Source organism: Arthrobacter sp. SE2 (assembly GCF_058244265.1).
Window position 1 is genome coordinate 122,248 of record NZ_JBZAYA010000004.1, and the last position, 25,842, is coordinate 148,089.

Annotated in this window: 23 protein-coding genes, 1 tRNA gene, 1 other RNA gene and 1 pseudogene; 9 read left to right on the forward strand and 17 right to left on the reverse strand. The window is 64.9% G+C overall.

Annotated elements, in window-relative coordinates; all coding sequences use genetic code 11:
• Positions 1-152: 152 nt before the first annotated feature.
• The 4 genes from AC4CS3_RS07335 to AC4CS3_RS07350 are packed head-to-tail and all read right to left on the reverse strand — an operon-like array spanning position 153 to position 2,548.
• Positions 153-524 (reverse strand): serine protease inhibitor, encoded by a 372-nt coding sequence (locus tag AC4CS3_RS07335; protein ID WP_490782846.1) that lies wholly within the window; start codon positions 522-524, stop codon positions 153-155.
• Complete coding sequence (locus AC4CS3_RS07340) at positions 521-1,564, reverse strand: 3-methyladenine DNA glycosylase (protein ID WP_490782847.1); 1,044 nt, start codon at positions 1,562-1,564, stop codon at positions 521-523. Before AC4CS3_RS07340 ends, AC4CS3_RS07335 begins: the two co-directional genes overlap by 4 nt.
• A complete protein-coding gene (locus AC4CS3_RS07345) occupies positions 1,461-2,030 on the reverse strand; it encodes an SSI family serine proteinase inhibitor (RefSeq protein ID WP_490782848.1) in 570 nt (189 codons plus the stop codon). The genes AC4CS3_RS07340 and AC4CS3_RS07345 overlap by 104 nt, the downstream gene beginning before the upstream one ends.
• A gap of 26 nt (positions 2,031-2,056) precedes the next feature.
• Entirely contained in the window at positions 2,057-2,548 is a 492-nt protein-coding gene (locus AC4CS3_RS07350) for a MarR family winged helix-turn-helix transcriptional regulator (RefSeq protein ID WP_490782849.1), read from the reverse strand.
• 124 nt (positions 2,549-2,672) lie between these two features.
• Here AC4CS3_RS07350 and AC4CS3_RS07355 point away from each other — a divergent pair, with 124 nt between their 5' ends.
• Together AC4CS3_RS07355 and AC4CS3_RS07360 are read left to right on the forward strand one after the other, a co-directional pair.
• Positions 2,673-2,882: a hypothetical protein gene (locus AC4CS3_RS07355; protein ID WP_441412821.1), complete on the forward strand. Its 210-nt coding sequence runs from the start codon at positions 2,673-2,675 to the stop codon at positions 2,880-2,882.
• A 162-nt stretch (positions 2,883-3,044) separates the two neighbouring features.
• Positions 3,045-3,224: a hypothetical protein gene (locus AC4CS3_RS07360; protein WP_437772248.1), complete on the forward strand. Its 180-nt coding sequence runs from the start codon at positions 3,045-3,047 to the stop codon at positions 3,222-3,224.
• 159 nt (positions 3,225-3,383) lie between these two features.
• Here AC4CS3_RS07360 and AC4CS3_RS07365 read toward each other — a convergent pair whose 3' ends face one another.
• Positions 3,384-4,730 (reverse strand): aspartate kinase, encoded by a 1,347-nt coding sequence (locus AC4CS3_RS07365; RefSeq protein ID WP_441412819.1) that lies wholly within the window; start codon positions 4,728-4,730, stop codon positions 3,384-3,386.
• 251 nt (positions 4,731-4,981) lie between these two features.
• On the opposite strand from AC4CS3_RS07365, the gene AC4CS3_RS07370 reads away from it, so the two are divergent.
• Both AC4CS3_RS07370 and AC4CS3_RS07375 read left to right on the forward strand, forming a co-directional pair.
• Positions 4,982-5,938: an ABC transporter ATP-binding protein gene (locus tag AC4CS3_RS07370; RefSeq protein ID WP_490782850.1), complete on the forward strand. Its 957-nt coding sequence runs from the start codon at positions 4,982-4,984 to the stop codon at positions 5,936-5,938.
• Positions 5,935-7,116 carry an ABC transporter permease gene (locus AC4CS3_RS07375; RefSeq protein WP_490782851.1) on the forward strand — a complete coding sequence of 394 codons (1,182 nt, stop codon included), beginning with the start codon at positions 5,935-5,937 and terminating at the stop codon, positions 7,114-7,116. Before AC4CS3_RS07370 ends, AC4CS3_RS07375 begins: the two co-directional genes overlap by 4 nt.
• Before the next feature lie 60 nt (positions 7,117-7,176).
• Here the strand turns inward: AC4CS3_RS07375 and recR are convergent, their stop codons facing one another.
• From recR to AC4CS3_RS07395, 4 genes are all read right to left on the reverse strand, one after another.
• Complete coding sequence (recR, locus tag AC4CS3_RS07380) at positions 7,177-7,776, reverse strand: recombination mediator RecR (RefSeq protein WP_028265726.1); 600 nt, start codon at positions 7,774-7,776, stop codon at positions 7,177-7,179.
• Positions 7,777-7,938: 162 nt separating this feature from the next.
• Positions 7,939-11,079, reverse strand: coding sequence for a DNA polymerase III subunit gamma and tau (locus AC4CS3_RS07385; RefSeq protein WP_490782852.1), 3,141 nt, complete (start codon positions 11,077-11,079; stop codon positions 7,939-7,941).
• A gap of 33 nt (positions 11,080-11,112) precedes the next feature.
• An RNA gene (gene ffs, locus AC4CS3_RS07390) (signal recognition particle sRNA small type) lies at positions 11,113-11,209 on the reverse strand.
• Between the two features lie 185 nt (positions 11,210-11,394).
• Positions 11,395-11,718, reverse strand: coding sequence for a hypothetical protein (locus AC4CS3_RS07395; RefSeq protein ID WP_490782853.1), 324 nt, complete (start codon positions 11,716-11,718; stop codon positions 11,395-11,397).
• 310 nt (positions 11,719-12,028) lie between these two features.
• Here AC4CS3_RS07395 and AC4CS3_RS07400 point away from each other — a divergent pair.
• Positions 12,029-12,113: transfer RNA gene (locus AC4CS3_RS07400), tRNA-Ser, on the forward strand.
• A gap of 116 nt (positions 12,114-12,229) precedes the next feature.
• Here the strand turns inward: AC4CS3_RS07400 and AC4CS3_RS07405 are convergent.
• The gene (locus AC4CS3_RS07405; protein WP_490782854.1) at positions 12,230-13,129 is read right to left on the reverse strand and encodes a LysR substrate-binding domain-containing protein; all 900 of its coding nucleotides are present in this window, start codon (positions 13,127-13,129) and stop codon (positions 12,230-12,232) included.
• Positions 13,130-13,254: 125 nt separating this feature from the next.
• Between AC4CS3_RS07405 and AC4CS3_RS07410 the strand changes: the two genes are divergently transcribed.
• On the forward strand, positions 13,255-16,746 hold the full coding sequence (locus tag AC4CS3_RS07410) for a proline dehydrogenase family protein (protein ID WP_490782855.1): 3,492 nt from the start codon (positions 13,255-13,257) through the stop codon (positions 16,744-16,746).
• Between the two features lie 60 nt (positions 16,747-16,806).
• Here the strand turns inward: AC4CS3_RS07410 and AC4CS3_RS07415 are convergent, their stop codons facing one another.
• The gene (locus AC4CS3_RS07415; RefSeq protein ID WP_490782856.1) at positions 16,807-17,718 is read right to left on the reverse strand and encodes an oxygenase MpaB family protein; all 912 of its coding nucleotides are present in this window, start codon (positions 17,716-17,718) and stop codon (positions 16,807-16,809) included.
• 108 nt (positions 17,719-17,826) lie between these two features.
• Complete coding sequence (locus AC4CS3_RS07420; RefSeq protein WP_490782857.1) at positions 17,827-19,293, reverse strand: MFS transporter; 1,467 nt, start codon at positions 19,291-19,293, stop codon at positions 17,827-17,829.
• Between the two features lie 97 nt (positions 19,294-19,390).
• On the opposite strand from AC4CS3_RS07420, the gene AC4CS3_RS07425 reads away from it, so the two are divergent.
• Entirely contained in the window at positions 19,391-19,771 is a 381-nt protein-coding gene (locus AC4CS3_RS07425; protein ID WP_234752616.1) for a MarR family winged helix-turn-helix transcriptional regulator, read from the forward strand.
• Positions 19,772-20,082: 311 nt separating this feature from the next.
• Positions 20,083-20,583 (forward strand): annotated as a pseudogene (locus AC4CS3_RS07430) (M23 family metallopeptidase); the annotation flags it as partial.
• Between the two features lie 122 nt (positions 20,584-20,705).
• Here AC4CS3_RS07430 and AC4CS3_RS07435 read toward each other — a convergent pair.
• Positions 20,706-21,014 (reverse strand): hypothetical protein, encoded by a 309-nt coding sequence (locus tag AC4CS3_RS07435; protein WP_490783057.1) that lies wholly within the window; start codon positions 21,012-21,014, stop codon positions 20,706-20,708.
• 36 nt (positions 21,015-21,050) lie between these two features.
• Entirely contained in the window at positions 21,051-21,359 is a 309-nt protein-coding gene (locus tag AC4CS3_RS07440; RefSeq protein WP_490783058.1) for a hypothetical protein, read from the reverse strand.
• Between the two features lie 125 nt (positions 21,360-21,484).
• On the opposite strand from AC4CS3_RS07440, the gene AC4CS3_RS07445 reads away from it, so the two are divergent.
• On the forward strand, positions 21,485-21,970 hold the full coding sequence (locus AC4CS3_RS07445) for a glutathione peroxidase (protein ID WP_490782858.1): 486 nt from the start codon (positions 21,485-21,487) through the stop codon (positions 21,968-21,970).
• Here AC4CS3_RS07445 and AC4CS3_RS07450 read toward each other — a convergent pair.
• Genes AC4CS3_RS07450 through AC4CS3_RS07460 form a run of 3 tightly spaced genes read right to left on the reverse strand, consistent with a single transcriptional unit; the run spans position 21,967 to position 25,826 of the window.
• Positions 21,967-23,643, reverse strand: coding sequence for an amidohydrolase (locus AC4CS3_RS07450; protein ID WP_490782859.1), 1,677 nt, complete (start codon positions 23,641-23,643; stop codon positions 21,967-21,969). The genes AC4CS3_RS07445 and AC4CS3_RS07450 overlap by 4 nt on opposite strands.
• Positions 23,644-23,692: 49 nt before the next feature.
• Positions 23,693-24,331: a TetR/AcrR family transcriptional regulator gene (locus AC4CS3_RS07455; protein WP_490782860.1), complete on the reverse strand. Its 639-nt coding sequence runs from the start codon at positions 24,329-24,331 to the stop codon at positions 23,693-23,695.
• Between the two features lie 22 nt (positions 24,332-24,353).
• A complete protein-coding gene (locus AC4CS3_RS07460; protein WP_490782861.1) occupies positions 24,354-25,826 on the reverse strand; it encodes an APC family permease in 1,473 nt (490 codons plus the stop codon).
• Positions 25,827-25,842: the final 16 nt, after the last annotated feature.

A 25,842-nucleotide genomic window follows, 5' to 3' on the forward strand; every position in this document is an offset into this window, starting at 1 on the left:
GCTCACCTTTGAGCCTTAACTGTGGAACCCTCTTGCAGATGATGTGAGCGGGCGTCGGGTCGGGACGGTTGTTTGTGAGCGGGCGTCGGGCCGGGAGGGGTTGTTTGTGAGCGGGCGTCGGGTCGGGGACGGTTGTTTGTGAGCGGGCGTCGTTAGATGTTTCCTGTGGATCCTGCCACGCCGCCGAGGAGGGCGGCCATGGTGCGCCAACGGGCGATCTCACAGCCGTCCGTCCGGCTGAAGCGGCTGCTCACTTCGCGCCCGCGGAACCTGCCCGTAACCGTTGCCACCTGCGGACCGCCGTATTGCTGGGTGCAAATACGGTCCGGCCGGGGAACCGGAAAGAAGATCTCTTCGCCGAATTGCTCGACGGCGGCAAGCGCCGCGCGGGGGTCCGGAAGGGTCGAGCCTTCGGAGACTTCGCCGCCGGAGCCGAGCAGGACGAACTCATAGTCCGCGGCGCCTGGTGCCTCCGTCAGCGTAATGGTGAGTTCGACGTCGTACTTTCCATTGCTTGAAGTCATCGCTGTCCTTTGTGAGACGGTGTTGGTACGAGGAGTTCCAGGAGCGGTTGCACTTCGTCGAGGACCCGGGCACGGAGCGCTTGGGCGTCTGCGGCGAATGCCCTCTGATACTCAACGTACTCGGCCTTGCCTTGTGGTGTCTCGATCCTGATGGCCGGATATCCCCACTCTTCAAGGTCATAGGGGGAGGCCTGCATGTCCATGGCGCGGATCCGCCAGGACAGTTCGAAGCAGTCCATCACCAGCTCGCTCGGCAGGGCCGGTGTCAGTTTGTACGCCCATTTGTAGAGGTCCATGTTGGCATGCAGGCAGCCGGGCTGCTCCATGGTGCGTTGGTTGTCCCGCGTGGGGGTGAGCTCATTGAGCGGGATGGCGTCCGGAGTGTAGAAACGGAAGGCGTCGAAGTGCGAGCAGCGGATCCGGTTGTCTTCCACCACGGTGTCTGTGCCTTCGGCGCCGAGGCGCAGCTTGAGGTACTCGTGGCGAAGATCGAACTTGTCCTGGCGGTAGACCATGGCCCACTCGTGCAGTCCGAAGCAACCAAACTGGGCGGGCCGCGCGACGGTTCCGGAGAGGATGATGCCGGCGAAGCGGACGGCCTCGGTGCGGTCGGCCGCGAACTTGCGGCGATCGAAGGTGACCGCAACGGTACGGGCGGGCAGACCCGCGGCCGCCAGCGCGCCGTCGTCGAGCGCTCGGTAATACTTCCACCCGGCCCGCTCCGCCGCTTTCGGGCCGGAGAGCACGACGCCATCGCCCGGGTGCCAGCGCAGCAGCTGGCCGGGCTTCTGGGTGTAGTAGGTGAAGAGGAAGTCTTCGACGGGATGCTTCTGGCCTGCGGAGCGGCGGGCCAAGTATGGCTTGGCGTAGCGTTCGACGCGGGCGTGGTGGGCGGCCTCCAGCGCGAGCCATTTCTCTTGCGGGAGGTGCGTGTATTTAAGCTCCGGCACCGCTTGAACCAATGATGTCGGCGACGGCGGCCCAGGCGGAAATTTCGCAGCCGTCCGTGAGCTTGTAGGAGGACTCGACGCCCACGCCATCAACGGCCCCGGTGACTATTGCCGTCTGGGGTCCGCCGTAACGCTGGTCGCAGACCTGGTCGCTGGAGCGCGGCGTTCGCGTGAGGAGGGCGGGGTTCTTTTTCAGGGCGGCGCACGCAGCGGCTGCGGTGGGGTGGTGGCTCTCCGCGGAGGGGACACCGCCGGTGCAGACGAGCGTGTAGCTTTCCGGGGCTGCCGTGGGGGAGGGCTTGACGATGATCGAAAGCTCGGCTTCTCCGCGGCCGGGTGAGCTGGGCGCGGTGGGGGAGAACGAAGGGGTCGGTTTGCCGCTGGGAGACGCCGTTTCGTCAGGCAAAAGTCCGGTAGGGCTGCTCGACGGCGAGGACGACGCGCTGCTGCCAGGCGCCGGGCTGCTGGGCGAACCGCCTCCGGAGCCGGGTGTGCAGGCGGCAAGACCAGCGACGGCGAGGATGGCCAGCACTGACCGGACTATTCGCAGACGCATGGGGGTTCTCCTTGATTTATGCCAGTTTATCGCCCACCGGCAGCAGGGTGTTGCGTGGCCGCGATGAGGCCGGTCATCGCCCGGTGCAGTCCCGCTACTTCGGCGCGCGTGAGTTGGAGCCGCTCCATGATGGTTCCAGGCACAGCCGTCGCCTGTTGCCTGAGGGCGGCGCCGGCTTCGGTCAAGGTGATGGCGAGGGCCCGTTCGTTTCCGTGGATGCGGTTCCGGGTCACGAATCCTGCTTCTTCGAGCCGGCGCAGGATCGGTGAAAGAGTGGCTGGCTCGTGCAGGAGTGCCTCACTGATTTCCTTGAGCGTGCGCGGGCTGCGTTCCCATAGGGCGAGCATCACGAGGTACTGCGGATGGGTCAGCCCCATCTTTTCAAGCACCGGTTTGTAGACGCCCACCACGCTCCGCGACGCCACGGTCAGGGCGAAGCACAATTGACGCTCCAGCAACAGATCGTCTTCCGGCGGGGCGGTGGTTTCAGGGGCAATGGGTGTGCTTGCGGCGGCCAAGGTTTGCTCCGTTCCGTGTCGGCGACCGATCCGTACCGGCCGATAGTTAGTGCACTAATTGTTAGTGTACTCTTAAACCACAACATCCTTTTGAGAGAGGGTAGACCAGGTGGCCAAAGAGACCATGACCCAGAGATTCATGCGTGCAACCGGCAAGCTGCGGATCATTTTCGGTCCGGCGCACAGCAGTTCCCTGGATCATGAAATGACCGAGGAGAACAAGCGCCTCCTCGCGCGGCGCCAGGCTGAAGCGCAGCAGTGGGAGACCGTCCGCCGTCCGGATGGCAGCACCTACGTGGTCCCCAAGAACCCGGACGACAAATCCCTTCGATAGTCCCCACCGGCTCCCAGCTCTCACCGATCGACGCCGACCCGGGCCTTTTGCGGGTTCCGGGCGTAAAATTGGCCTCACTGGAACCACTCAGCTCCAACCGTACGGCTGGACCTCGCAGCGGGGAAGGAGGTGGGAATTGTGGGACATGCACTCGATAGTTTCATGAGGGTAACCGATCGGCTTCGCTTCTGGTTCGGCCCGGCAACCCGGGGCGACATTGATACGCCCGTAGTCCACAAGCATGACGACTTCGAGACGGCGTCGGAAGAAGACCTGGGGCATTTCGTCGTCGAAACAGACGACCAGGGCCACCACTACGGAGTCCGCAAGGAAAGCGCCTAGGCCGCTTTGCAGTTACGCAGCCGCTTGCGGCTCCAAAGCCGCAAGAAGCAAAAGAACCGGAGCCAAAGCTCCGGTTCTTTCACGTTAAAGCACTTCAGATCCCGACGGCGGTGCCTGGCTGTGCGCTCCCGACGGCGGATGCTAGGCGGCGGAGGCCGTCTAGCGGCCGGTGCCGCCATAGACGGTTGCCTCGGCGTCGCCGTCGAGATCGAACGCCTTATGGATGGCGCGAACGGCATCATCAAGCAGATCGGCGTGCGTGACGACAGAGATACGGATCTCCGAGGTGGAAATCATGTTGATGTTGATCCCGGCGTCGGAGAGTGCCTTGAAGAAGGTGGCGGAGACGCCCGGGTGCGAACGCATCCCGGCACCGATCAGCGAAAGCTTGCCGACGTTCTCGTTGTATTCGATGCTTTCGAAGCCGATTTCAGGCTGCGCCGCACGGAGGGCAGTGAGGGCATCGGCGCCTTCCACGATGGGCAGGGTGAATGAGATGTCCGTGCGGCCGGTACCGTGCGTGGACACGTTCTGGACGATCATGTCGATGTTCGAGTGCGCCTTGGCGATGACCTGGAAAATTGCGGCGGCCTTGCCCGGGATGTCCGGGACGCCGACCACAGTGACCTTGGCTTCTGAACGGTCGTGTGCAACACCGGAGATGATTGGCTGCTCCAAGGCAACTCCCTCTTGAATCGTGATCTTGTCGTCGGCGCTGGGTAGGACCCAGGTGCCTTCGTTCTGGCTGAATGAGGACCGGACGTGCAGGGGCACACCGAATCGGCGGGCGTATTCCACGCAACGCAAGTGCAGGATCTTGGCGCCGGAAGCTGCCAGTTCCAGCATTTCCTCGCTCGAGATACGGTCGATCTTCGTTGCGGTGGAAACCACGCGGGGGTCGGCCGTGTAGATGCCGTCGACGTCCGTGTAGATTTCGCAGACGTCCGCTTCGAGCGCGGCGGCGAGGGCCACGGCAGTGGTATCGGATCCGCCGCGGCCAAGGGTAGTGATCTCCCTTGTGCTCCGGGTCATGCCCTGGAAGCCGGCCACGATGGCGACGTGCCCTTTGTCCAATGCGGTACGGATGCGGTGGGGGTCGACGTCGATGATGCGGGCCTTGCCGTGTATCCCGTCCGTGATCATGCCGGCCTGGGAGCCGGTGAACGACTGCGCTGAGGCGCCGAATTTGTTGATGGCCATGGCGAGCAGGGCCATGGAGATGCGCTCGCCTGCGGAGAGGAGCATGTCCATCTCACGAGCGGGAGCAGAATCGGTGACTTGGGCGGCGAGATCCAGGAGTTCGTCCGTGGTGTCTCCCATGGCGGAAACCACCACAACAACCTCGTTGCCGGCCTTTTGTGCGTCAACCACGCGGCGGGCAACACGCTTGATGCCTTCCGCATCGGACACCGAGGAGCCGCCGAACTTCTGCACGATCAGCTGCTTGGTCTTGGCAGTCTGCGCGGTCAGGTCTTCGGTTTTCACATCGGTAGTGGGCAAACTCATGCGCGCACCCTCACTGCTCAATTGGGGATCATACGTTGCGTGGCCAGATAGCGGCACGGCTACGTGGCTTATGTGGCCAGTTTATCGCCGGGCGCGGCGGGCGGGGGAATTGTGACCAAATCTCGGCCCTTGGGTGCGTGCCGGGCAGTTTCGGCTTGGCGTACGATCAAGAAATACGCAGCCTGGGGGAATGTGGGCTCACGGGAATTGAAGCGTACTTGTTCTGTTTGGGGGAAACAGGTGAGTAGAGCATGTCCATAGCTGAAAGTTCAAGCGTCCCGGTGAGCGGCGCCCTCGGAGTATCCGCGGAAGGCGTCTCACGCCGCTTCGGTACGGTCCACGCCGTCGAGCACATCGATTTCCATGCCCCGCCAGGGAAGGTCACGGCGCTCATCGGTCCCAACGGCGCAGGCAAAACGACCCTCCTTCTCATGCTTGCCTCGCTTCTGCGGCCCGACTCCGGGACCATCCGGATCAACGGCCTGAATCCCCTGCACGACAGCGCCGCCGCGCGGCTTCGGATCGGCTGGATGCCGGACACCCTGGGGGTGTGGGAGTCCTTGACCGCACGCGAAATCCTGGTCCAGATGGCGCGCTTCTACCGTCTGCCCAAGTCCGGTATCGCCCAGCGTGTTGCCGGGTTGCTCGAACTTGTCCGGCTGGACACCCTTGCCGGCCAGCCGGCCCGGGTCCTCTCCAGAGGCCAGCAACAACGGCTCAGCCTGGCCAGGGCTCTCATCCACGACCCCTCCGTGCTTCTGCTCGACGAGCCGGCGTCCGGCCTCGACCCGGGATCCCGCGTGGAGCTCCGAAACCTGCTGCGCCGCCTGGCCGGGGAAGGGAAAGCCGTGGTGGTTTCCTCCCACGTGCTCAGTGAACTCGATGAAATCGCGGACGGAGCGGTGTTCGTCAGCCAGGGCCGCACCGTGAAACAGCAGACCCTCGAGGAGGCCGCCCTGCAGGGCCGGCGCTACGCCATCACAGCCCTCGACAACGCGGCCCTCATAGCAAAGCTCAGCGAACTGGGGCTGGAGTACCGCGTGGAGGCGGGCCGCCGCCCGTCGGTCACCTTGCTGCTGACGCACGACGACGGCGCTGCCGCCCTCTTGGCCGAACTCGTCCGGTCCGGCATCGGCGTGGTTTCCTTCGCCCCGGCAGCCGGTGCCCTCGAAGAGACGTACATGAACCTGGATACGGAGAGGCAATGAGCAACGTGAATGACACCGTGCGGGGCCCTGCGGGACCGCGGGGAGCTACGGGCGGCGGGAACGCCGTCGTCGGCTATCTTGGCGGGATCCGCGACGTCGTGGTCCTTGAGATGAAACAGCGGTTGCGTTCCCGCGGCTGGTACATCATGTTGGGCATCTGGTTCTTTGTGATCGCGGTGGTGACGTGGCTGACCTGGCTCGCATGGAACGCCAGCATGGAAACGCGGCGTTCCACAATGCCGCCGTCGGCACTGGCGCAGCAGGATGGGGCCGGGTCCATGATCTTCGAGGTCGTCCTGGCTTTCGTGCTCCTGTTTGCCCTGCTCGTGGCGCCCGCGCTGTCCGCCAATGCCATCAACGGAGACCGGGCCGGAGGCACACTTGCCATCCTGCAGATCACTTTGCTGACTCCGGGCCAGATTCTCTGGGGCAAGTTCTGCGCGGGATGGCTCGCGGCACTCGCCTTCCTCGCAACGAGTGCCCCGTTCCTTGTCTTCGGGATGTTCCAAGGCGGGCTGACCCCGGGGCACGTCGTGGTTTCCTTGCTGATGCTGGCGGTGGAACTGGCCGTTGTCTGCGGGATCGGAGTGGGGATTTCCGCGCTTGCGGGGCGGCCCTTGTTCTCGATCGTGGTGACCTATTTGGTAGTCGCCGCACTGGTGGTCGGATCGTTGATTTCCTTCGGACTGGGAACGCAACTGGCGCAGGGCACGGTATTGGCCAACTCTCCCGTTGGCCGTGGCGTCTTGTATGCGCCCGTGCAGCCGAATCAGCAGGGACAACCGCTTGAACCGGCGCAACCGGCCTACACCTGCGAGGGTCCCTTGGTTGAGCACCCGGCCGCCCGGACCGAACGCGTGGCGTGGATGCTCGCGTTGAACCCCTACGTGGTGGTGGCCGACGCCATTCCGTATCCGGACCGGAGCGGATCGGTGTTCTACTCGGTCGGCATGATCGAAGGCATCAGCCAGGGTGCCAGGTCCGCGCTCGCCGGGCCGGACCACTCCTACCTATGCGCAAACGGCGTGCCGCAGCCGCAGTACCTCAAGCAGACGACGCCCTTGTGGCCACTGGGACTCGGCCTGCAACTGGTCCTGACGGGGCTGCTCATGTGGCTCGGCTGGCGTTCGCTGCGGACGCCCGCAGGCCGGTTGGCCAGCGGGACGCGGATCGCGTAAGCCGGGCGGGTCGCCTAAGGGTCCGTAGCGGCGTCGGGGGCGTTCCGGGAAGCGGGGTGCCTACATGAGGGCGTTGCGGCGACCCTCGAAGGCCCTTCCCAGGGTAACTTCGTCCGCGTACTCCAGGTCTCCGCCCACCGGGAGGCCGGACGCAAGCCGGGTGACGGTAATGCCGATCGACTTCAACATGCGGGCCAGGTAGGTGGCCGTCGCTTCGCCCTCAAGGTTGGGGTCGGTCGCGATGATGATTTCCTGGATGGCGCCGTCGTTGAGCCGGGTCAGAAGCTCGCGGATACGGAGTTGCTCGGGCCCGATTCCGGCGATCGGATTGATGGCGCCGCCGAGGACGTGGTACCGGCCACGGAAGGACCGTGTGCGTTCCACCGCCAGGACATCCTTGGATTCTTCGACCACGCAGATCACGGAGGGGTCGCGGCGCGGATCGCGGCAGATGTTGCACAGCTCCTGCTCGGTGACATTGCCGCAGACCGTGCAGAACTTCACGCGTTCCTTGACTGTGGTGATGGCCGCGACCAGCCGCTTCATGTCCTCGGGATCGGCCTCAAGGATGTGGAAGGCCAGGCGCTGCGCTGACTTCGGCCCGACGCCGGGGAGCCGGCCGAGCTCGTCGATCAGCTCTTGTACTGCGCCTTCGTACACAATGTCCTCGTTCGTTTGGTGTGGACGCCGTCGCTGTTCGGCGGGCGTCGCGGTTTGGTGGCACCTTTCTCGGGCGCCGGCGGGCTCTTAGACAGGGTTCCTTGAGGTTCCCCGCCGAACACCTTGCGGGCCCACGCAGGGTGTTGGGACGGCGTCTCGTTGTTAGCGGCGCATGCTGTCCAGCGACCGTTCTTCCAGTAGCTTTCCGCCCAGAATACGCTCGACGGCTGCGCGTCCAAAGACTCCCGACTCCTCGATGGTTTCATCGTCGGCACTCGGAATGTCCTCCACCACGCTGCCAGGCGCGACGGTAGCCCGTGCCGGTGCTTTCTCACGGCCGGCCATGGCTTCCGGGCTGTTCGAAAGCCGTTGGTAGAGGCTCTGCTTCCCGGTTCCCGAAGGCACCGGCACTGTTGCGGGGGTTGATCCTTGGGCAGGCGCAGGCGCAGGCGCAGGCGCGGGGGCAGGCGGAGTGGGAGCGGCTTGTGCGAGTGCTACGACCGAAGGCGCGGGGTCGGGCGCCGGCGCGGTGGCCGGTGCCGGCACTGAAGCCTGCGGCTGGTTTGGAATCTGCGCGGCCGCAGGTTCATAGACGGGACTGGGTGTCGCCGGGGCGGATGAATTGGCCTGACCGTCAGAACCGGCAGAGATGCCCGAAGCTGCCGAGCCAACGTTGGACTCGGTGCCGACCACCCACGATCCCGGCGCGTGCTCGACAGCCCTGGACCATGGATCTTCCGGGACCTTGGACTTCTTCTCCGAAGATGCTTGGGTGGAGCGCTTGCTCGTGGGGGCAGAGGTGGCGGGGACTGAGCTGTTCTGGTCCGAATCAGCGCGGGGCGAAGCGGCTGGCGATGGTGCGGCTACCGGGGCTGCCGTGCTGGCGGACGATCGGGCGGCGGGGCCGGCCGTGGGCACGGCGGCGAAGCCCGGAGGAGCTGCCGGCTCCCAATCCATGGGCGGTTCTTCGTCAAGCGGGGGAGCGTCTTCGTCGCGCGGGGGACCCCAATCATCGTCCGAGTACGAGTAGTCCGCGGCCGGGTCTGTCGGTGCCGTTGGGGACGACGCAGCTGCTGCGGCGGACGATGTCGGGGCAGCTGCCGACGCGGAAGCCTGCACAGGGGAAACGGTTTGGGTCGGAGCGGCCTCGGGGGCTGGTGCCGCGACGGCCTTTTCTGCTTCCGGGGCGGCAGGGCTTTGTGCCGCAGGGGCAAGTCCCCATGCGCTGTCCACGGCGGATGACACAACGGGAGAGGCGCCACCCCCTACAGGGGGCGTCGGGTCAGCCGGTGCTTTTGGGTTTGGTTCAGAGCTACCTGAGCTGTTGCCGCCGACTACCGAAGTGATCTGGCAGTCGATGCCGATCGTCTTGTGGATTGCCTGGCGAAGGTTCTCGGCATGGTCTGCTCGGCTGAAAGCGCTCGCAAGGCCGTCAGTGCTGAATGCCAGAGTCAGAAGTTGGCCGTCGAACTGCGCAACCTGTGCGTTCGCTCCGACCAGAGCCCAGCTGCTGCGCTTGATCTTGGTCAGCGTCTGGAGGATCTCGGGCCAAGCCCGCCGGATCACCTCGACATCGGCGCCCCCGGTGGCGGGCCGGGAGGGCTGCGCGGGCGCTGGCGCTTGTGCGGGGGCTGACGCCTGGGCCCGGGCAGGCTCGGGCGTTTGGCGTGGCGCGGCCGTTTGAGCTGGTGCGGCCGAGGACTGGGTCCGGTCCTGATCTGCCGCTGGTTGAGCGGATGGCGCCTGGGCAACGGGGCGCGCCGCGGGAGCTTGAGCAGGAAGCTGACCAGGAGCTTGGGCAGCTTGTTCGGGAGCCGGACGGCTGGCCTGTTGCCTGGATTCATCCACGGGCCAGTCAGTAGTGGAGACCCGTGGCGGTGTCAGTTGTTCCCTGGACGGTTCGCCGGAGGCAGGCGAACGGCCGGGCGCGGGAGCCTCAGCGACCTCGGCTGGCAAGGGCGCCGGTGGCACGGGCGCTGGTGAGCCGGGCGCTGGTGAGGCGGGAGCGGGACTGGCGGCCGCCGTCGGGCGCTCCGCTGCTTGATCCGCCGGGCGGGCGGTCGGCGCGGCGACAATCGAAGGAGCCGCGGCAGCTACCGGCGGCGTTTGGGCTTCCGCGGGAGGAAGTGCCCCGCCGTAGTTGAGGCGGCGTTCGACGCGGTCGATCCGGGCGGCGATGCCACGTTCGGCCTGCTCGGAACTTGGCAGCAGGATGCGGGCGCAGAGCAGTTCGAGATGCAGCCGGGGCGAGGTGGCGCCGGTCATCTCAGTGAGTGCGGTGTTAGTGACATCGGCGGCACGGGAGAGCTCGGCGGCACCGAGGTTGTTGGCCTGGCTCCGCATGCGGGCGATCTGGTCCGCCGGCATGCCGCGAAGGATGGCTTGGGCGCTTTCCGGCATGGCTTGGACAATGATGAGGTCGCGGAACCGCTCCAGCAGGTCCTCGACGAAGCGTCGGGGATCGTGTCCTGTTTGGATGACACGGTCCACGGCTCGGAAGACGGTGGCGGAATCGGACGCGGCGATTGCCTCGACGACGTCGTCGAGCAGTGAAGCGTGGGTGTATCCAAGCAGCGCGACTGCGAGTTCATAGTCCAGGCCGTTGGGTCCGGCGCCGGCCATGAGCTGGTCAAGTACGGAGAGGGAATCGCGCACCGACCCGCCGCCGGCCCGGATGACGAGGGAGAGCACACCGGGAGCGACGGGCACGTTCTCCTGTTGGCAGAGAAGCTCGAGGTACTGCATCAGGGGCTCGGGCGGCACCAGCCGGAAGGGGTAGTGGTGCGTGCGTGAGCGGATGGTGCCGATGACCTTGTCCGGCTCCGTGGTGGCGAAGATGAATTTGATGTGTTCCGGCGGCTCTTCGACGATCTTCAGCAGCGCATTGAAGCCGGCAGAGGTGACCATGTGGGCTTCATCAATGATGAAGATCTTGTAGCGGTCCCGGACCGGGGCGAAGGTGGCGCGTTCGCGAAGATCTCTGGCGTCGTCCACGCCACCGTGGCTGGCGGCGTCGATCTCGATGACGTCGAGCGAGCCGGAGCCGCCTCGGGCCAGCTCAACGCAGCTGTTGCATTTGCCGCAAGGAGTGTCTGTGGGCCCTTCGGCGCAATTGAGGCAGCGGGCGAGGATGCGGGCGGAGGTGGTTTTTCCGCAGCCGCGCGGGCCGGAGAAGAGGTAGGCGTGGTTGACCCGGTTTTTGCGCAGGGCCGTCATGAGCGGCTCGGTGACGTGTTCCTGCCCGATAACGTCCGCGAAAGAATCGGGGCGATATCTGCGGTAAAGAGCAGTAGTAACAGTCACAGGGGAAACCTACCTATAGGGACTGACATTTAAATAAGAGACCCCTCATGCACCCGCCAGAGCCCATCTACCCTTGCTACCTTCCGGTCCTGGGGGAGTTCAACAGGATGACGCCACATGAGGGGCCGTCGACAAGCTTACCCGAAGTTATCGAGCCCTCCGAATTTGCGGACATGTGCGTTGTGAGAGCCAAAAAATGGACATGTCCCCCCGGTGCTCGGTGGTTCCAAGGGACATGCCCCTTGTGTGAGCCAAGGACTGGACATATTGGGATTATGTCCAGTGCTCGCGAGCAGGGGAGGGCATGTCCAGTGGTTAGCGCCAACCGTTCACTGGCCACGTCATGAATGCAGGCTCCTCATAAGGGTGGGCTGAGCGCAGGGCCTGTACTACTGCGTCGAGCATGTCCGCTTCAACTACGCACTCGACCCGGATTTCCGGTACGGACTCGCCTTGCCCCACGGCTCCGACGAACGGCTGTGCCCCTGGCAGTGGAGTGAAACGTCCTGTGCCGGGAGTAGTGAAGGAGCAATGTGAATAGTCGCCGATTCTGCCCGCCCCGGCATCGCCGATCGCGGCCAGCAAGGTCTCGCTGTGAGACACCGGGACGTAGACGACGAGGGCGTGTAGCTGGCTCATGGCACCATCCTCCCAGTGGCCGCCCAAAAACAGGTCAAAGGATGGTTTCTAATCTCCATTGCCAAACCGCTGAACGCAGCGGACTATGGGTATGTACACCGATTGGGGCAATCTCAAGATTGTGAGCTGCAGGGCCTGGTTTCAGGGGCTGGACCCAGCAGCTCAACGGAGTGCCGGAGGAATGGACGCATTGGGGGCGTCCATTTTTACGTTTAAGCGCAGGGCGGGGCGGCTCGGCACCATGAAAGTCCCGATTGGGCGATGCTGAAATTCTCGGGTACAGTGGAGTCTGCTTTTGATTCAGAAGCATGGAGAATTCGCCTAGCGGCCTATGGCGCACGCCTGGAACGCGTGTTGGGTTAACGCCCTCGGGGGTTCAAATCCCCCATTCTCCGCGTTTGGCCCCGGTCTTTTGGACCGGGGCCTTTTTGCGTTCCGGCTCTATTCGAATTGTCCCTGCGAGCGGAATGATTGTGCAGAATCCGAGGGAACCAGCCAATCAACCCCGGCCCTACATCCGTTCCGCAGCCACCCGTTCCAGCACTTCCCGGCACGCCAGGATTGCTGGGTGGATCCGGCCAGCGGTGCGTGTTGAGGTGAAGACTGTCCGCTTCGGGAGTCCCGGCAGGTCAAGCAGTTGGACCGGCGTGGTCCGTCCCGTCCAGACGAGGTCCGGCATGAGGGCCACGGCATTGCCGGACTCGATGAGCCGGATTTGAGCTTGGAGGTCGGCCGTTTCGTAGCGGACATCGGGCTCGAAGCCGGCGGAGCGGCATGCTTGTTCCGCCCAGTGCCGGGACGCCGCGCCATGAGGTTCCATGACCCATGGCAGCGCAGCCGTATCCGCGAGTGAGGAGATCGATTCCCCGCCAAGGCCAATCGGGGGAGTGGCCAGCCTGATGGCGTCGCTGGTCAGGGTGGCCCGGTCCAAGCCGGGGTGGTGCGGTGCCGCGTGTCCGGGGTATTGCTCGGCCACCACGATGTCGAAGTCGCGGGCCCAGGTTTCATAGAGGGCAGTCTCCGGTTCGCGTTGGATCATCTCTACGCGCACTTCGGGATACTCGCCCTTCATGATGGTGAGGAAGTCCGGCATGAGGGCCAGTGCAGCGGTTTGGAACACGGCCAGCCGCACTGTTCCCGTCACTGTGGAGAGAGACGCCGCGAGATCCGTCTCTGCGCGCTCGAGGGTGGCCAGCACCGCTGCCGCGTGCTCCACGAGGATCTCGGCCTGCGGCGTCAATTGCACTCGCCGGCCGGATTTTCTCAGCAGTTTCACGCCGGCTTCCTTCTCCAGCAAAGTCAATTGCTGGGACACCGAGGACGGGCTGTACTTCATCGCGTCCGCCACTTCTGCGAGGGTTCCGCGGATCTTCAATTCGTGCAGCAGGCGCAGCCTACGGACATCCAGCATTCGGCTCTCCAGAAGGGTCGAGAAATCTAATGAATATTCTTCAGAAAAGATCGCTTTTCCTAATCTGATTGTAGATCCATACTGATGGAAACAAAGCCCTCTCCGCACCAAAAGGAACGAAGCGCATGAGCACACCAACCCGGGATTCGAGCATCGACGCCAGGGCGCAGTCCGCCCCGGAATCCGGACACCTCCAGGAGTTGGCCCACGAAGCCATCCAACTGGTTCGACACTGGCTCACCGAAGCCTCGAAGGTGCCCGTTGACGTTTCCGCACAGCGCCTCGCGGGCGTACTCAAGGACCCGAACGGCCTGGACTTCACCGTGGGATTCGTCGACGGCGTCATCCGCCCCGAGGACCTGTCCGTCGCCGGCCGCAACTTGGCGAAGCTTGCCCCGAAGGTCCCGGCCTTCCTGCCCTGGTACATGCGTGCCGCTGTGCGTACCGGCGGTGTCATGGCTCCGGTTCTTCCGCAGGTAGTCATCCCGATCGCCCGCAAGGTCTTGCGCGACATGGTGGGCCACCTGATCGTGGACGCCACGGACGCCAAGCTCGGACCGGCCATCGCCAAGATCAAGCAGAACGGCGTCCACCTGAACGTGAACCTGCTGGGCGAGGCCGTCCTGGGCGAACGCGAAGCCAGCCGCAGGCTCGAGGGAACCCTCAAGCTCCTGGCGCGTGACGACGTCGACTACGTCTCCATCAAGGAGTCCTCCACGGTGGCCCCGCACTCGCTGTGGGCCTTCGATGAAGCAGTGGACCACGTGGTGGAGAAACTTACGCCGCTTTACAAGCTGGCTGCATCGTTCCCCAAGCCCAAGTTCATCAACCTGGACATGGAGGAATACAAGGACCTCAGCCTGACCATGGCCGTGTTCACCCGGATCCTGGACAAGCCCGAATTCAAGAACCTCGAGGCCGGCATCGTGCTTCAGGCCTACCTCCCGGACGCGCTCTCGGCCATGCAGGAACTGCAGGAATGGGCTGCGGCACGCCGGGCAAACGGCGGCGCCCCCATCAAGGTGCGCGTCGTCAAGGGCGCCAACCTGCCCATGGAACAGGTCCAGGCGTCCATCCAGGGCTGGCCGCTCGCAACGTGGGGCACCAAGCAGGATTCGGACACCAACTACAAGCGAGTCCTGAATTACGCCCTCACCCCTGAGCACATCGATGCTGTGCGGATCGGCGTCGCAGGCCACAACCTCTTCGACGTGGCCTTCGCGTGGCTGCTGGCGAAGGAGCGCGGGGTCACGAAGGGCATTGAGTTCGAGATGCTCCTCGGCATGGCCACGGGCCAGGCCACAGCCGTCCGCAAGGACGTCGGCAGCCTCCTGTTGTACACGCCGGTGGTGCACCCGGGCGAGTTCGACGTCGCCATCGCGTACCTGATCCGCCGCCTCGAAGAAGGCGCCAGCCAGGACAACTTCATGTCCGCGGTCTTCGAACTTGGGGGGAACTCCCCAGAAAGCAGATCGCTGTTCGAACGGGAGAAGCAGCGCTTCCTCGCCTCGCTCGCGGAGCTGGACGACGCCGTTCCGGCCCCCAACCGCACGCAGGACCGCAATGAGCCCGCCGTGTCGGCGCCCAAAGATGGTTTCGCCAACACGCCGGACACCGATCCTGCCCTGCCCGCCAACCGGGCCTGGGGCCGCGCCATCCTGGAGCGCATTCCTGGCTCCACCGGCGGCACCGCGATCGTTGAAGCCAGCAAGGTCAGGGACGCCCAGGAACTGGACCGCATTATTGCCACCGCCGTCGAACACGGCAAAGCTTGGGGAGCCATGCCGGCCCCAGAGCGCGCAGCCATCCTGCACCGGGCAGGCGACATCCTGGAATCCCGCCGCGCCGAACTTCTTGAGGTCATGGCCTCCGAGACCGGCAAGACGATCGAACAGGGCGACCCCGAAGTCAGCGAAGCAATCGACTTCGCGCACTACTACGCCGAGCGCGCCAAGGACCTGGAAACGGTCGATGGCGCCACGTTCGTTCCAGCGAACCTCACCGTCGTGACCCCGCCGTGGAACTTCCCGGTGGCGATTCCCGCAGGCTCCACGCTGGCGGCACTCGCGGCGGGATCCGCCGTCGTGATCAAACCGGCAAAGCAGGCCCGCCGCTCCGGTTCCGTCATGGTGGACGCGCTTTGGGAAGCTGGTGTGCCGCGCGAAGTGCTGGCGCTCGTGCAGCTCGGAGAACGCGAGTTGGGCACCCAACTGGTCTCGCACCCCAGCGTTGACCGCGTGATCCTCACCGGTGGCTACGAGACCGCCGAGCTCTTCCGCTCCTTCCGGCAGGACCTCCCGCTGCTCGCGGAGACCTCGGGCAAGAACGCCATCATCGTCACTCCGCACGCGGACCTCGATCTTGCCGCCAAGGACGTCGTGCACTCGGCTTTCGGGCACGCCGGACAGAAGTGCTCCGCCGCTTCGCTCGTGATCCTGGTAGGTTCCGTTGCCACCTCTGAGCGCTTCCACAACCAACTCGTGGATGCAGCCCGCTCGCTCAAGGTGGGCTACCCGGAAGAGGCAACCACCCAGATGGGCCCGATCATCGAGCCGGCCAACGGCAAGCTCCTCAACACCCTGACAACCCTCAGCGACGGCGAGACCTGGGCCGTGAAGCCGGAGAAACTCGACGAGAGCGGCCGACTGTGGTCCCCGGGCATCCGGTTCGGCGTCAAGCGCGGATCCTACTTCCACCTGACCGAATTCTTCGGCCCGGTCCTCGGCGTGATGACCGCGTCCACCTTGGAAGAAGCCATCGCCATCCAGAATGAGATCGAATACGGCCTCACCGCCGGACTGCACTCGCTCGATTCCGATGAAATGGGCGTCTGGCTGGACACCATCCAGGCCGGTAACCTCTACGTGAACCGCGGCATCACGGGCGCCATCGTCCAGCGGCAGCCGTTCGGCGGCTGGAAGAAGTCGTCCGTGGGCGCAGGCACCAAGGCCGGCGGACCCAACTACCTGGTCGGACTTGGCAGCTGGCTCCCTGCCGAGCCCGCCGCGAAGCGCGGTGCAACGCTCAAGGGTGCGGCGGCTTCGATCCTGGCCGCGGCCAAGGCCGCAGGCCCGCTTGTTGAGGCCAGCGACGCGGAGGCCCTGCAGAAGGCGCTCTTCAGCGACGCCGCGGCATGGGCCACGGAATTCGGCACCCGCAAGGACGTCTCCGGCCTGAGTGCCGAGCGCAACGTCTTCCGGTACCGGGCCTTCCCCGTGACCATCCGCTTGTCTGAGGGTGGGAAGCTCGTGGACTTGCTTCGCGTCGTAGCAGCCGGGGCAGTGGCGGGTTCGGCACTCACGGTGTCTTCCGCCGTCGAGCTTCCCGAAGCCGTTATCGCAGCGTTCGCGGGACTCGGGGTGAGCACGCGCATCCAGAACGACGCCGAATGGCTGGCTTCCGCGGCAGGCATCAACGGTGGCCGCATCCGCCTGATCGGCGGGGACAGCAGCGCGCTGAGCGCCGCCACCGGCGGTCGTCCCGACGTCGCGATCTACCACGGCACGGTGACCCCGGCCGGACGCATCGAGATGCTGCCGTTCCTGCACGAGCAGGCCATCAGCATCACGGCGCACCGCTTCGGCACGCCGAACCACCTGTCGGACGCGCTGATCTAGCAATTCCTCAGAGAAGCCCGGCGGGACGGCCAGCAGCCGCTCCGCCGGGCTTCTTTGCATCTAAGCCGTGTACCCCAAGCGCCGCAACCGCTGACGGGCGGCCTGCTCGCTGGGGCCGCTGCGTCCCAAAGTGAGGCGAACGACGGCGAGGACCACCCGCGCGGCAAGAATCGACGGCAGCGGGATGGGGCCAAAACGGGCCTTTTCCAGCCCCAACAGTTCCCGGTACCGGGGCTCCAGGCTGGCCACGGCCGCGGCGAACAAAATCCGGTATCCGGGTTGCAGCGACGCTTTCAACGGGGGATATCGGATGAAGTCGATGGTTTCCCTGAGCCGCTCGTCGGCGCGGAGATGTCCGGAGGCGTACCAGCGGTCCATTTCCGCCGTCACTTCCGCGAGGCTCAGGGGAGGGTCCTCGACTCCCATCAGGCGGCCGGCCTGGGCCCACTCGCGGATGTAGGCGTCGGCGCCGCCGGGGACCGCACCTCCCCAGATCCGGTGCGCGGCCACGAAGGAATCCGCGTAGGCAACGTGGACCCAGCGGAGAAGCTCGGGGTCGTTGGCTGAATACTCGCGGGTCTGTCCGTGCGCGTCAACGTAGCTGCCCTTGACGGAATCATGGACCCGTCGCACGAAATGGGTTGCCGTGTGGGCTGCGTCCATGGAGCCGTAGCTCACGGTGAATATCCAGCGGATGGTATTTGCCAGCCGGCCGAGGGGATCCCGTTTGAAGCCTGAATGGTCGTACACGCCCGCCAGGGCACCAGGGTGCAGGGACTGCATGAGCAGCACCCGGATTCCCGCGATGATCGTGGACATGGAACCGTGGATAGCCCAGACGGCCGAGCCGGGAAGGTGGTATCCGGGGTCGTTTCCCTCCGCAAGCCGCAGCACCCAGTCAGGCGTGGACTGCGGGTGACCCGTAAAAGTCATCCGCAGCTCCGCTTGCCACTTCTTCAGGAAGTTGACCATGGTCCATTGTTGCGCAGCATTCTGTTGGCGCAAGGGGCCGACTTGTTAATGCAAAAGGTGCCGGCCAGCTGTGGAAACAGCGGGCCGGCACCTTTTACGCGAGTCCGCTTAGGCCGCGGGTTGCTCGGCAAGTGCCCGACGGCGGCGTGCCGGGGACGCTGCCACCAGCAGCGCCGCGATTGCCACGGCAGCGCTCAAGACCAGGCCGGGCCGGTACTGATCGAGCATGGCCGAGGCGCTGAGCGTGCTGCCGGTGCCTGCGCCGGTGTCATGCCCGCTCACCAGGGCCGTCGTCACGGCAAGGACAAGGGCTGCACCAACCTGCGTGCTGGTCTGGATGAGTCCGGCGGCCAGCCCCTGCTCCGAATCCCGGATTCCAGCGGTGGCTTGGACGTTGATGGACGGGAAGGCTAGGGCGAACCCGATGCCCAGCAGGATCACCGAGGGCAGGATGTCCAGGACGTAGTTGGGTGAGGTTCCGACGCGGAGGAACAGGACGTAGCCCAGTCCCATGGCGGTCAGGCCGGTGAGGATGAGCTTCGGGGCGCCGAATTTCTCGATGAACCTATCCGCGAAGGGTGCGCTCGTTGCCACCAGGAGCCCGGTGGGAAGCAAGGCAAGTGCCATACCCAGGGGAGACCAGCCGAGCACCGACTGCAAGTACATGGTGAGGATGAACTGGAAGCTCAGATAGGAACCAAACAGTCCAACCGCACTCAGGTTGGCGCGCGCCACCCAGCCTTCACGAAGGATGCCGAAGCGGATGAGCGGGTGCTTGACGCGGTTTTCGATGACGGCGAAGGTTGCCAGCACGGCAGCAGAGATGGCGAATCCGGCGATTGTTGCCACAGATCCCCAGCCCTTCTCCGGAGCTGAAACCAGGGTGTACACGAGGCCAAGCATGCCGAGTGCGAGGGTGACTGCGCCCCAGACATCATGGCCGCTCTCTTCCGTGGACGGCTTGTCCCGGGGAATGAACAACATGCCGAGAAGCACGACGGCGACGGCGATCGGGACCGATACGAGGAAGGTCCAGCGCCAGCTCAGGCTGGTCATGAGCCCGCCAACCACCAGCCCGAGTGAGAAGCCGCTCGCGCCGAACGTGGTGAAGATGGACAGCGCCTTGTTGCGCTCACGGCCTTCAGCGAAGTTGGTGGTGATGATGGAGAACCCGGTAGGGGCGGTGAACGCTGCGGCCAGGCCCTTGACGAAGCGCGTCGCGATCAAGAGGGTGGGATCGTTCACGAGGCCGCCGAGGAGTGAAGCCGCAGCGAACACGGTCAAGGCGATCAGGAAGATCCGACGCCGGCCCAGCAGGTCGGCGAGTCGCCCGCCCAGGAGCAACAGGCTCCCGTAGCCCAGGACGTAAGCGGAAACGATCCACTGTAGGGAGTCGGTTCCGAGGTGGAGTTCGTGACCGATGGAGGGAAGGGCCACGCCCACCATGGAAACGTCCAGGCCGTCGAGAGCCAGGACCGTGCACACGACCATTAGCAGCAGCCACTGGGCCCGGGTCCAGCGGACGGCTGTATGGAGCTGCTCGGCAGATCTAGCGAGGGTGCTTGGGGAAGTCATGGAAATCAATCTATATGACACGTCATTCAATGACAAGGAATATGACTAGGAATCTTATGACGTGGACTTCATCTGGGGTTTCGACTAGAATCGGGCCATGGCAACAACGCAGGATCGCCAGCTGGTTGAGCAATGGCGCAGCATCCAGAACTCGTACTTCCGCACCGCGGCCGCCATCGACCGCGCCCTCGAAGCCAAGTTCGACATCGGCCTGAACGAATTCGAAATCCTTGATCTCGTTGCCGAAAGCGTTGACTCTGCCTGCCGCATGAAGGCACTCGGGGAGCGGACTCCCATGACCCAGAGCGCCGTCTCCAAGGTTGTTGACCGCTTGGAGAAAGCCGGACTCGTCTCGCGCGTAACGTGCACGGATGACCGCCGCTCGCTGTACCTCGAGCTCACCGACGCCGGCCGCGCGCTGCATTCGGATGCCGCCGTCGAGCACCGCGCGCTGCTGAAAGAGAACCTCGGCGAGTAGCCCGCTACGGTCCGGCGAGTGTTTCGCGGACCGGCCAAGTATGAAGTCGAGTGTTCCCATTCAATTTCATAGCGGCCACAATGGGACAAGCGCGCCCGTACTGGGGATGAGCGCCTGTCTCAGGAGCCGCTGTGGGAAAGCATCATGAGTCTGACCGGATTGTCGATCTGGTGCTCACAAGAAAATTTGGCCGGGTCCTTTCGGCCTGCTTCCTCGCTGTCGTGGTGATCCTCGCTTTTGGTTTCCAGGGCCCGGGTTTGGGCGGACCGGCAAGGGACGGATCCTTGGCCACGGGCCAAGTCGAACCCGGCATGCTGCCCACGGATGGTGCCGCGTCCAGCGCGCAGGAGGCCGTGCCTCAAAGCGCGACATCGGCCCCAGTCCAGGCAGGTGACAAAGCCACGGTGTCTTTTGAACGTTCCCCGGTCCAAACCCTCGACAAGAACGGCGTCGGCACTCTCAACGTCTCGTCGAGTTCCCTCGACCGGCCCCCTGCCGGCAAACTCTACGCGCCGCTGGAAACGCTGCTTCCGAGCTCTCCCTTCGGGTTGAGGATCGATCCTTTCACCGGATTACCGGGGGAGTTCCACTGGGGCCAGGACTTCGCCGCGGCTTGCGGCACGCTCGTCTACGCAGCCGACTCCGGCGTTGTCCGTGCCGTGGGTTGGCACCCGTGGGGTGGCGGCAACCGCGTGGAAATTGATCACGGCAACGGCCTTGTCACCACGTACAACCACCTGCAGGGAATTGCAGTGACCAAGGGGCAATCGGTCCGGGTAGGCGAGGTCATTGCCAGAGTGGGAACCACGGGTTCCTCGACCGGTTGCCACTTGCACTTCGAGACGATCCTCAAGGGCGTTTACACCAACCCTATGAACTGGACGTTCCTGCCAACCAAGCAGGTGGATCCCCTCGGCGATATCGCGATGGTCAGCTACCAGCCAGGTTCCGCCACCGCGACCTCGGCGGGGTCTGTCTGGTCCATCCCCGGGGCCGTGCCGACTGACCCGGGAGCCGTTCCCTCGAGAGAGGCGGTGACCGGCGGGGTGCAGGAAGCGAAGGTTGCGCCCCCGAGCCCGTCTGCTACAGGCACGCAAACGCCGACGGCGTCACCCACTAGTAGTCCGACGGCGAGCCCGACTGGCACCCGAACGGGGACGCCGAGCCCGACCGCGACGCCGACTGCCACCCCGAGTGCGCCGCGGACTGGCACCCCGACCGCGACGCCTTCGCCAACTGCCACCCCCACTCCAAGCAAGACGCCGAGCCCTACCGTGACTCAGGCTCCTACCGTGACCCACGCGCCCACGGCGACAGTCCCGCCCACCGTGACCGCACCTCCCTTGGTGACCGCACCTCCCTTGGTGACCGCACCTCCCTTGGTGACCGCACCGCCCTCGGTGACGGTACCGCCCTCGGTGACGGTACCGCCCTCGGTGACGGTGGCGCCGACGCCGAGCCTCCCCGCGCCGGTACCGACCGTGACGCACACCCAGTCACCCCCGCCGGCGCCCACGACGCCGGCACCCACCAAGCCCACGCCGTCAGTGCCCGCCAGCCCCAAGCCGTCGGCTACTGCAACTACCAAAACGACCCCTACGGCCCCTTAGCCGTAGAAGTCATCGCTTTCCTGGAGCCCGTCCAGCCGCCCTGCCACGCGTAGACTCGAATGCGGCAGTTTGCCAAGGTTCCACGTCGTAAGGAAGCGATTCAATGTCCCCGTTCTACAGCATCCCCTTGACGTTCAACGACGGCTCCCAGGCCGACTTTGGGCGTTTCGAGGGCAAAGCCGTACTGGTAGTCAACGTGGCTTCGAAGTGTGGTTTCACGCGCCAGTACTCGGGACTTGAGGAGCTCTACGGCAAATACCGCGCCCGTGGGTTCGAGATTCTGGGTGTGCCGTGCAACCAGTTTGCCGGCCAGGAACGGGGTTCCGACGCCGAGATCGCGGACTTCTGCCAGCGCAATTTCGGAGTCTCGTTCCCGCTCGCGAGCAAGTCCAAGGTCCGCGGCAAGGAGCAGCACCCCCTGTACGCCGAACTCACCCGGACGGCCGACGGCTCCAAGCCGCAGAAGGTGAAGTGGAACTTCGAAAAGTTCCTCGTGAGCCGCGAAGGCGAGGTGCTCGCCCGCTTCCCGTCCGCCGTCGAGCCCGATTCCCAAGAGCTCATCGAGGCACTCGAAGAGGCTCTCGCTTAAGCAGGCTGGAACGATTCCTCACCAAGGTCGGAGATGCCCCTTGCGAGGGCCTGACGGTTGTCAACAACGATTTCTCCGTCAACAACCGTCAGGATCACCGGAGTCTGCGCGAATTCGTCCGGCGCGGTGGTCAGGGGATTGTGCAGGACCACCGTCAGATCGGCGCGGGCTCCGCTCTCTACGATTCCGCCTTCCTCACCGACGGACCTCCAGTATTGGCTCGTGTAACCTTCGAGCGTGGCACGCGCGGACAGCGCCTGCTGGGGCTGGACAGGCTCGACGTCGGGCCGGCCGGCCGGTCGGCGGGTCTGGGCTGAGGCGATGATCGCCCGCGGGTCGAAAGGAGCGATAGGCCAGTCCGATCCGAGGGCGACGATTGCTCCGGCGTCGCGGAGATCGCGGGTCCGCCACGCCTGGTTGGCCCGTTCGCTGCCAAGCCTGCGGGACCAGTTGTCGGTGTGGTCGGCGCGGCTGTAGAGGGCGCAATGCGTCGGCTGCAGGCTCGTTGCGGCACCCGCGCTGATGATTTCCGTCAAGACCGAATCCGGGATGGACTCGATGTGCTCGATCCGGTGGACCGTGCCGTTCTTGGGAAGGGCGCCGATGGTCCGCGCGACGAAGGACACCGCTTTGTCGCCGATGGCATGCGTGGTGGTGGGGATGCCGTGTTCGTGGAAGAACTTCATGGCCGCGGCAAGGGCCTCCGGATCGTGCCAGAGCGGGTGGATTGATTCTCCGTGGGTGTCGGGTTCAAAGAGCCACGCCGTGCCGTTGTCGATCGTTCCATCCACCATGAGCTTGATGCCGTGAACGTGCCAGCGACTGCCGTGCCGGCCCTGCATCGCCAGCATGGCCTCCAGGTCATCCTCGGTGGCGCCCGGCATGACCCACGGCGAGATCCGCAGCCGGATGGCGAGCTCGCCTTTGCGCTCCAGAGCCGCCAGCACTTCAAGTGTGTCCGGGGCGCCGAAGTCAAGCATCTGGCCTCCTACCAGCCCGGATTCGGCCATGGAACGCAGGAGCTTCCCGAGCTCGTCGACGCGCTGCTCGAAGGAGGGCTGGGGAAGGACGCGGCGAACGAGCTCCTGGGCGGCCATTTCGTAGAGCATGCCGTTGGGCCTGCCGTGCTGGTCGAGGCCGACGTAGCCGGTGCTGGGCAGTTCTTCCGTTCCGGTGACGCCGGCGAGCTTGAGGGCGGCGTCGGAGACAAGCGAGGCATGGCCGTCAAACAGGGTGATGGAAACGAGCTCGTCGTCAAGGATGCGGTCGAAGAGGGAGTTGTCGAAGACCGCATCCCCGAAGATGGCAGGGTCGAGGCCCCAAGCGAACAACCAATCGGAGCCGACGGCGTGCGGCGTGGAAGCGGCGTGCCGCGCAAGGGCCGCGCGGACGTCGTCGAGCTCGGTGATCCCGCCCAGGTCAAGGCCACGGGCGATTTCCGCTCCATGGATGGGGTGGATGTGGGCGTCGATCAGGCCGGGGCAGACAGTTGCGTCGGCGACGTCGATCACCTGTTTGGCTCGTGCGGTCCATTCATCGGCAGCCTCGGCGCGGCCGACGTGCGCAATGCGGCCCTCTGAGATGGCGACGAAACCGGCGGTCTCTGTGAGCGCCTCACCGTGGAGGATGCTGGACGAGAAGATGACGAGATCGATGGGCTCGGGCGTGGTCAAGATGTAACTCCTTGTTGTGTTCGGGTTTCCGACGCCGGCCCGGTGAGGATCAGTCGTCGTCGATGGCTGCCTTCAATCCTGCCGAGAGGACATCGGCCAGGAATGCGAAGCGGTCTACAGGGTGCTCTGCCACGGCTTTCTTTGCCGCGAACAGATGGGGATAAGTGCCTTCCTCCTCTTGGTTGATGCTCCATGCGGATTCCATCGTCATTGCGTCGAGGCTCGCGCCGATCGCTGCGCTGTCGAGGGTTTCCAACGCGGGAATGATGAGGTGCCGTGGCGCCCCCGCGATCTCGAACGCTTCGACAAACTGGTCGTATCGCTCCAAGGCTGCCGGGTGTGACACCGGCTGCGTGAGCAGGAGGGGAAGGAGTGCCGGCACCATGCTGTACGCCTTGCGGAGGGAGTCGAAGATCTCGCGGATGACGTCGTCGAGGCTGCCGGACGGCAACTCGGGCATCGGAGCTCTGTCTACGAGCGCGCCACGGGCCAGTTCGATGATCTCTTGGCGACCCGTGACGTGCTTGTAGAAAGATGACTGCCGGACGCCCAGGCGTTCCGCGAGCCGCGGGATGGAGAGGCTCTCTTCCTCTTCGAACATCTCAAGCGCCGCGCGGCCGATCGCCTTCCGCGAGAGCCTCGGTGTCCGGGGCCGTCCTAGCTGGCTGGTTTTGCTGGGAGTCTGCATTCGTCAAGACTAGGCTCCGGGATCACTCGGCGTGGCCGATCCGCTGGTAGGCGGCCGGGTTGACCTTGCGTAGCACGAGGGCCAGCACGGTTCCGGCCGCAAACAAGAGCGGTGCAAATACGAGCAGTGTGGTGTTGACGGGGTCCCCGGCCGGGAGGCCTGTGAGCAATTGGGCGTTGTTGGCCATCAGGTAGGTCACCGCACACATGATGATCGTGGCTGCTACGGCGGAAGGCATGACGTACCAGCGAAGGCCGTGGTCCTTGAGTCGGGTGAAGAAGACCACGACGCCGACGCCCGTGAGCGCCTGCAGGAGGAGGACGCCGATCACTCCCGGGGTGTTCGTCCAGATCAGGAACTGGGTGAACGGGTCCAGCTGGAGCAGTGCCGCGCCGATCACGAGGGCGAGCGCGAGGAGGGTCTGGTCGAAGCCGGCCACCGAGGGGGTGCGGTATCGCGCGCTGATCCGGCCTGAGCGCTTCGGGAAGATGCCCTCGCGGCTCAGGGACAAGGTATAGCGGTTGATGGTGTTGTGGAAGGAGAGCTGGGCGGCGAAGATGCTGGTGACGATCAGCACGCTCATCACGTTCACGCACCAGCCGCCCGCGAAGTTGCCCGCTGCGATGTAGGCGGTGTCCCCGGCGTCGAGGTGGCCGGCGGCGAACGCCTGGACGGCGTCAGCTCCGAAGGCCTGGACGATGATCCAGACGGCGAAGGCGTAGAACGCGCCGATGAAGGCGACGGAGATGTAGGTGGCACGAGGGACGCTGCGGTCCGGGTCCCTGGCTTCTTCCCGGTACAGGGCTCCGGATTCAAATCCCATGAAGGCGGAGAAACCCAGGCCAAGGACCGCGGCGAACTGCGGGGAGAAGATGGCCTGCGGGCTGAATGATTCAAAACTGATGCCATGTGCGCCGCCTTGGGCCAGGACGAACGCGGCGACGATGGCAACGATCGCGGTTTCGAGGGTGAGCAGGACGGCGAGGACCCTGGCGCCGACGTCGATCCCGCGCCAGCCCAGGTACCAGACGGCCCCGATTGAGACGATCGCGTAGAGCCACCAGGGAAGTTCCACGCCGGTGAAGGATTTGACGGCGAGGTTGGCTTGGATACCGAGCAGTCCGTAGAGGCCGATTTGCAGGCCGTTGTAGCTCATCCAAGCGGTGAGGCCGGAGCCGAGGCCGACCACGCGGCCGAGGGTTTTCGAGATGTAGCCGTAGAAGCCGCTGTAGGAGCGGACGTGGCGGGTGAGCGCCATGAAACCGATGGCGAACAGGCCCAGGCCGATAGCCGCGGCGATGTAGATGGAGGGAGCGCCGACGCCGCCCACGGCGAGAGCGAGCGGGGCGATGCCGACGACGATGGTCAGCGGAGCGGCCGCTGACACCAACATGAACACAATGTCGCGAGTGCCGATTGCGTTCTTCTTCAATCCGCCGTCAACGCTGACGGTCGCGGACGGCATGAGGGCCGCCTCTTCTTTAGTGAAAGCCATTCGCTTATTGTGAGGG

Coding starts and splice junctions, on each gene's coding strand:
- AC4CS3_RS07365 (WP_441412819.1), bottom strand. CDS start 4,730: ATGAGTTTGCCCACTACCGATGTGAAAACCGAAGACCTGACCGCGCAG.
- AC4CS3_RS07395 (WP_490782853.1), bottom strand. CDS start 11,718: ATGAGCCAGCTACACGCCCTCGTCGTCTACGTCCCGGTGTCTCACAGC.
- AC4CS3_RS07360 (WP_437772248.1), top strand. CDS start 3,045: ATGAGGGTAACCGATCGGCTTCGCTTCTGGTTCGGCCCGGCAACCCGG.
- AC4CS3_RS07355 (WP_441412821.1), top strand. CDS start 2,673: ATGACCCAGAGATTCATGCGTGCAACCGGCAAGCTGCGGATCATTTTC.
- AC4CS3_RS07335 (WP_490782846.1), bottom strand. CDS start 524: ATGACTTCAAGCAATGGAAAGTACGACGTCGAACTCACCATTACGCTG.
- AC4CS3_RS07420 (WP_490782857.1), bottom strand. CDS start 19,293: ATGACTTCCCCAAGCACCCTCGCTAGATCTGCCGAGCAGCTCCATACA.
- AC4CS3_RS07445 (WP_490782858.1), top strand. CDS start 21,485: ATGTCCCCGTTCTACAGCATCCCCTTGACGTTCAACGACGGCTCCCAG.
- AC4CS3_RS07340 (WP_490782847.1), bottom strand. CDS start 1,564: ATGGCGTGGGCGTCGAGTCCTCCTACAAGCTCACGGACGGCTGCGAAA.
- AC4CS3_RS07460 (WP_490782861.1), bottom strand. CDS start 25,826: ATGGCTTTCACTAAAGAAGAGGCGGCCCTCATGCCGTCCGCGACCGTC.
- AC4CS3_RS07370 (WP_490782850.1), top strand. CDS start 4,982: ATGTCCATAGCTGAAAGTTCAAGCGTCCCGGTGAGCGGCGCCCTCGGA.
- AC4CS3_RS07405 (WP_490782854.1), bottom strand. CDS start 13,129: ATGCTGGATGTCCGTAGGCTGCGCCTGCTGCACGAATTGAAGATCCGC.
- AC4CS3_RS07455 (WP_490782860.1), bottom strand. CDS start 24,331: ATGCAGACTCCCAGCAAAACCAGCCAGCTAGGACGGCCCCGGACACCG.
- AC4CS3_RS07345 (WP_490782848.1), bottom strand. CDS start 2,030: ATGCGTCTGCGAATAGTCCGGTCAGTGCTGGCCATCCTCGCCGTCGCT.
- AC4CS3_RS07425 (WP_234752616.1), top strand. CDS start 19,391: ATGGCAACAACGCAGGATCGCCAGCTGGTTGAGCAATGGCGCAGCATC.
- AC4CS3_RS07410 (WP_490782855.1), top strand. CDS start 13,255: ATGAGCACACCAACCCGGGATTCGAGCATCGACGCCAGGGCGCAGTCC.
- AC4CS3_RS07375 (WP_490782851.1), top strand. CDS start 5,935: ATGAGCAACGTGAATGACACCGTGCGGGGCCCTGCGGGACCGCGGGGA.
- AC4CS3_RS07415 (WP_490782856.1), bottom strand. CDS start 17,718: ATGGTCAACTTCCTGAAGAAGTGGCAAGCGGAGCTGCGGATGACTTTT.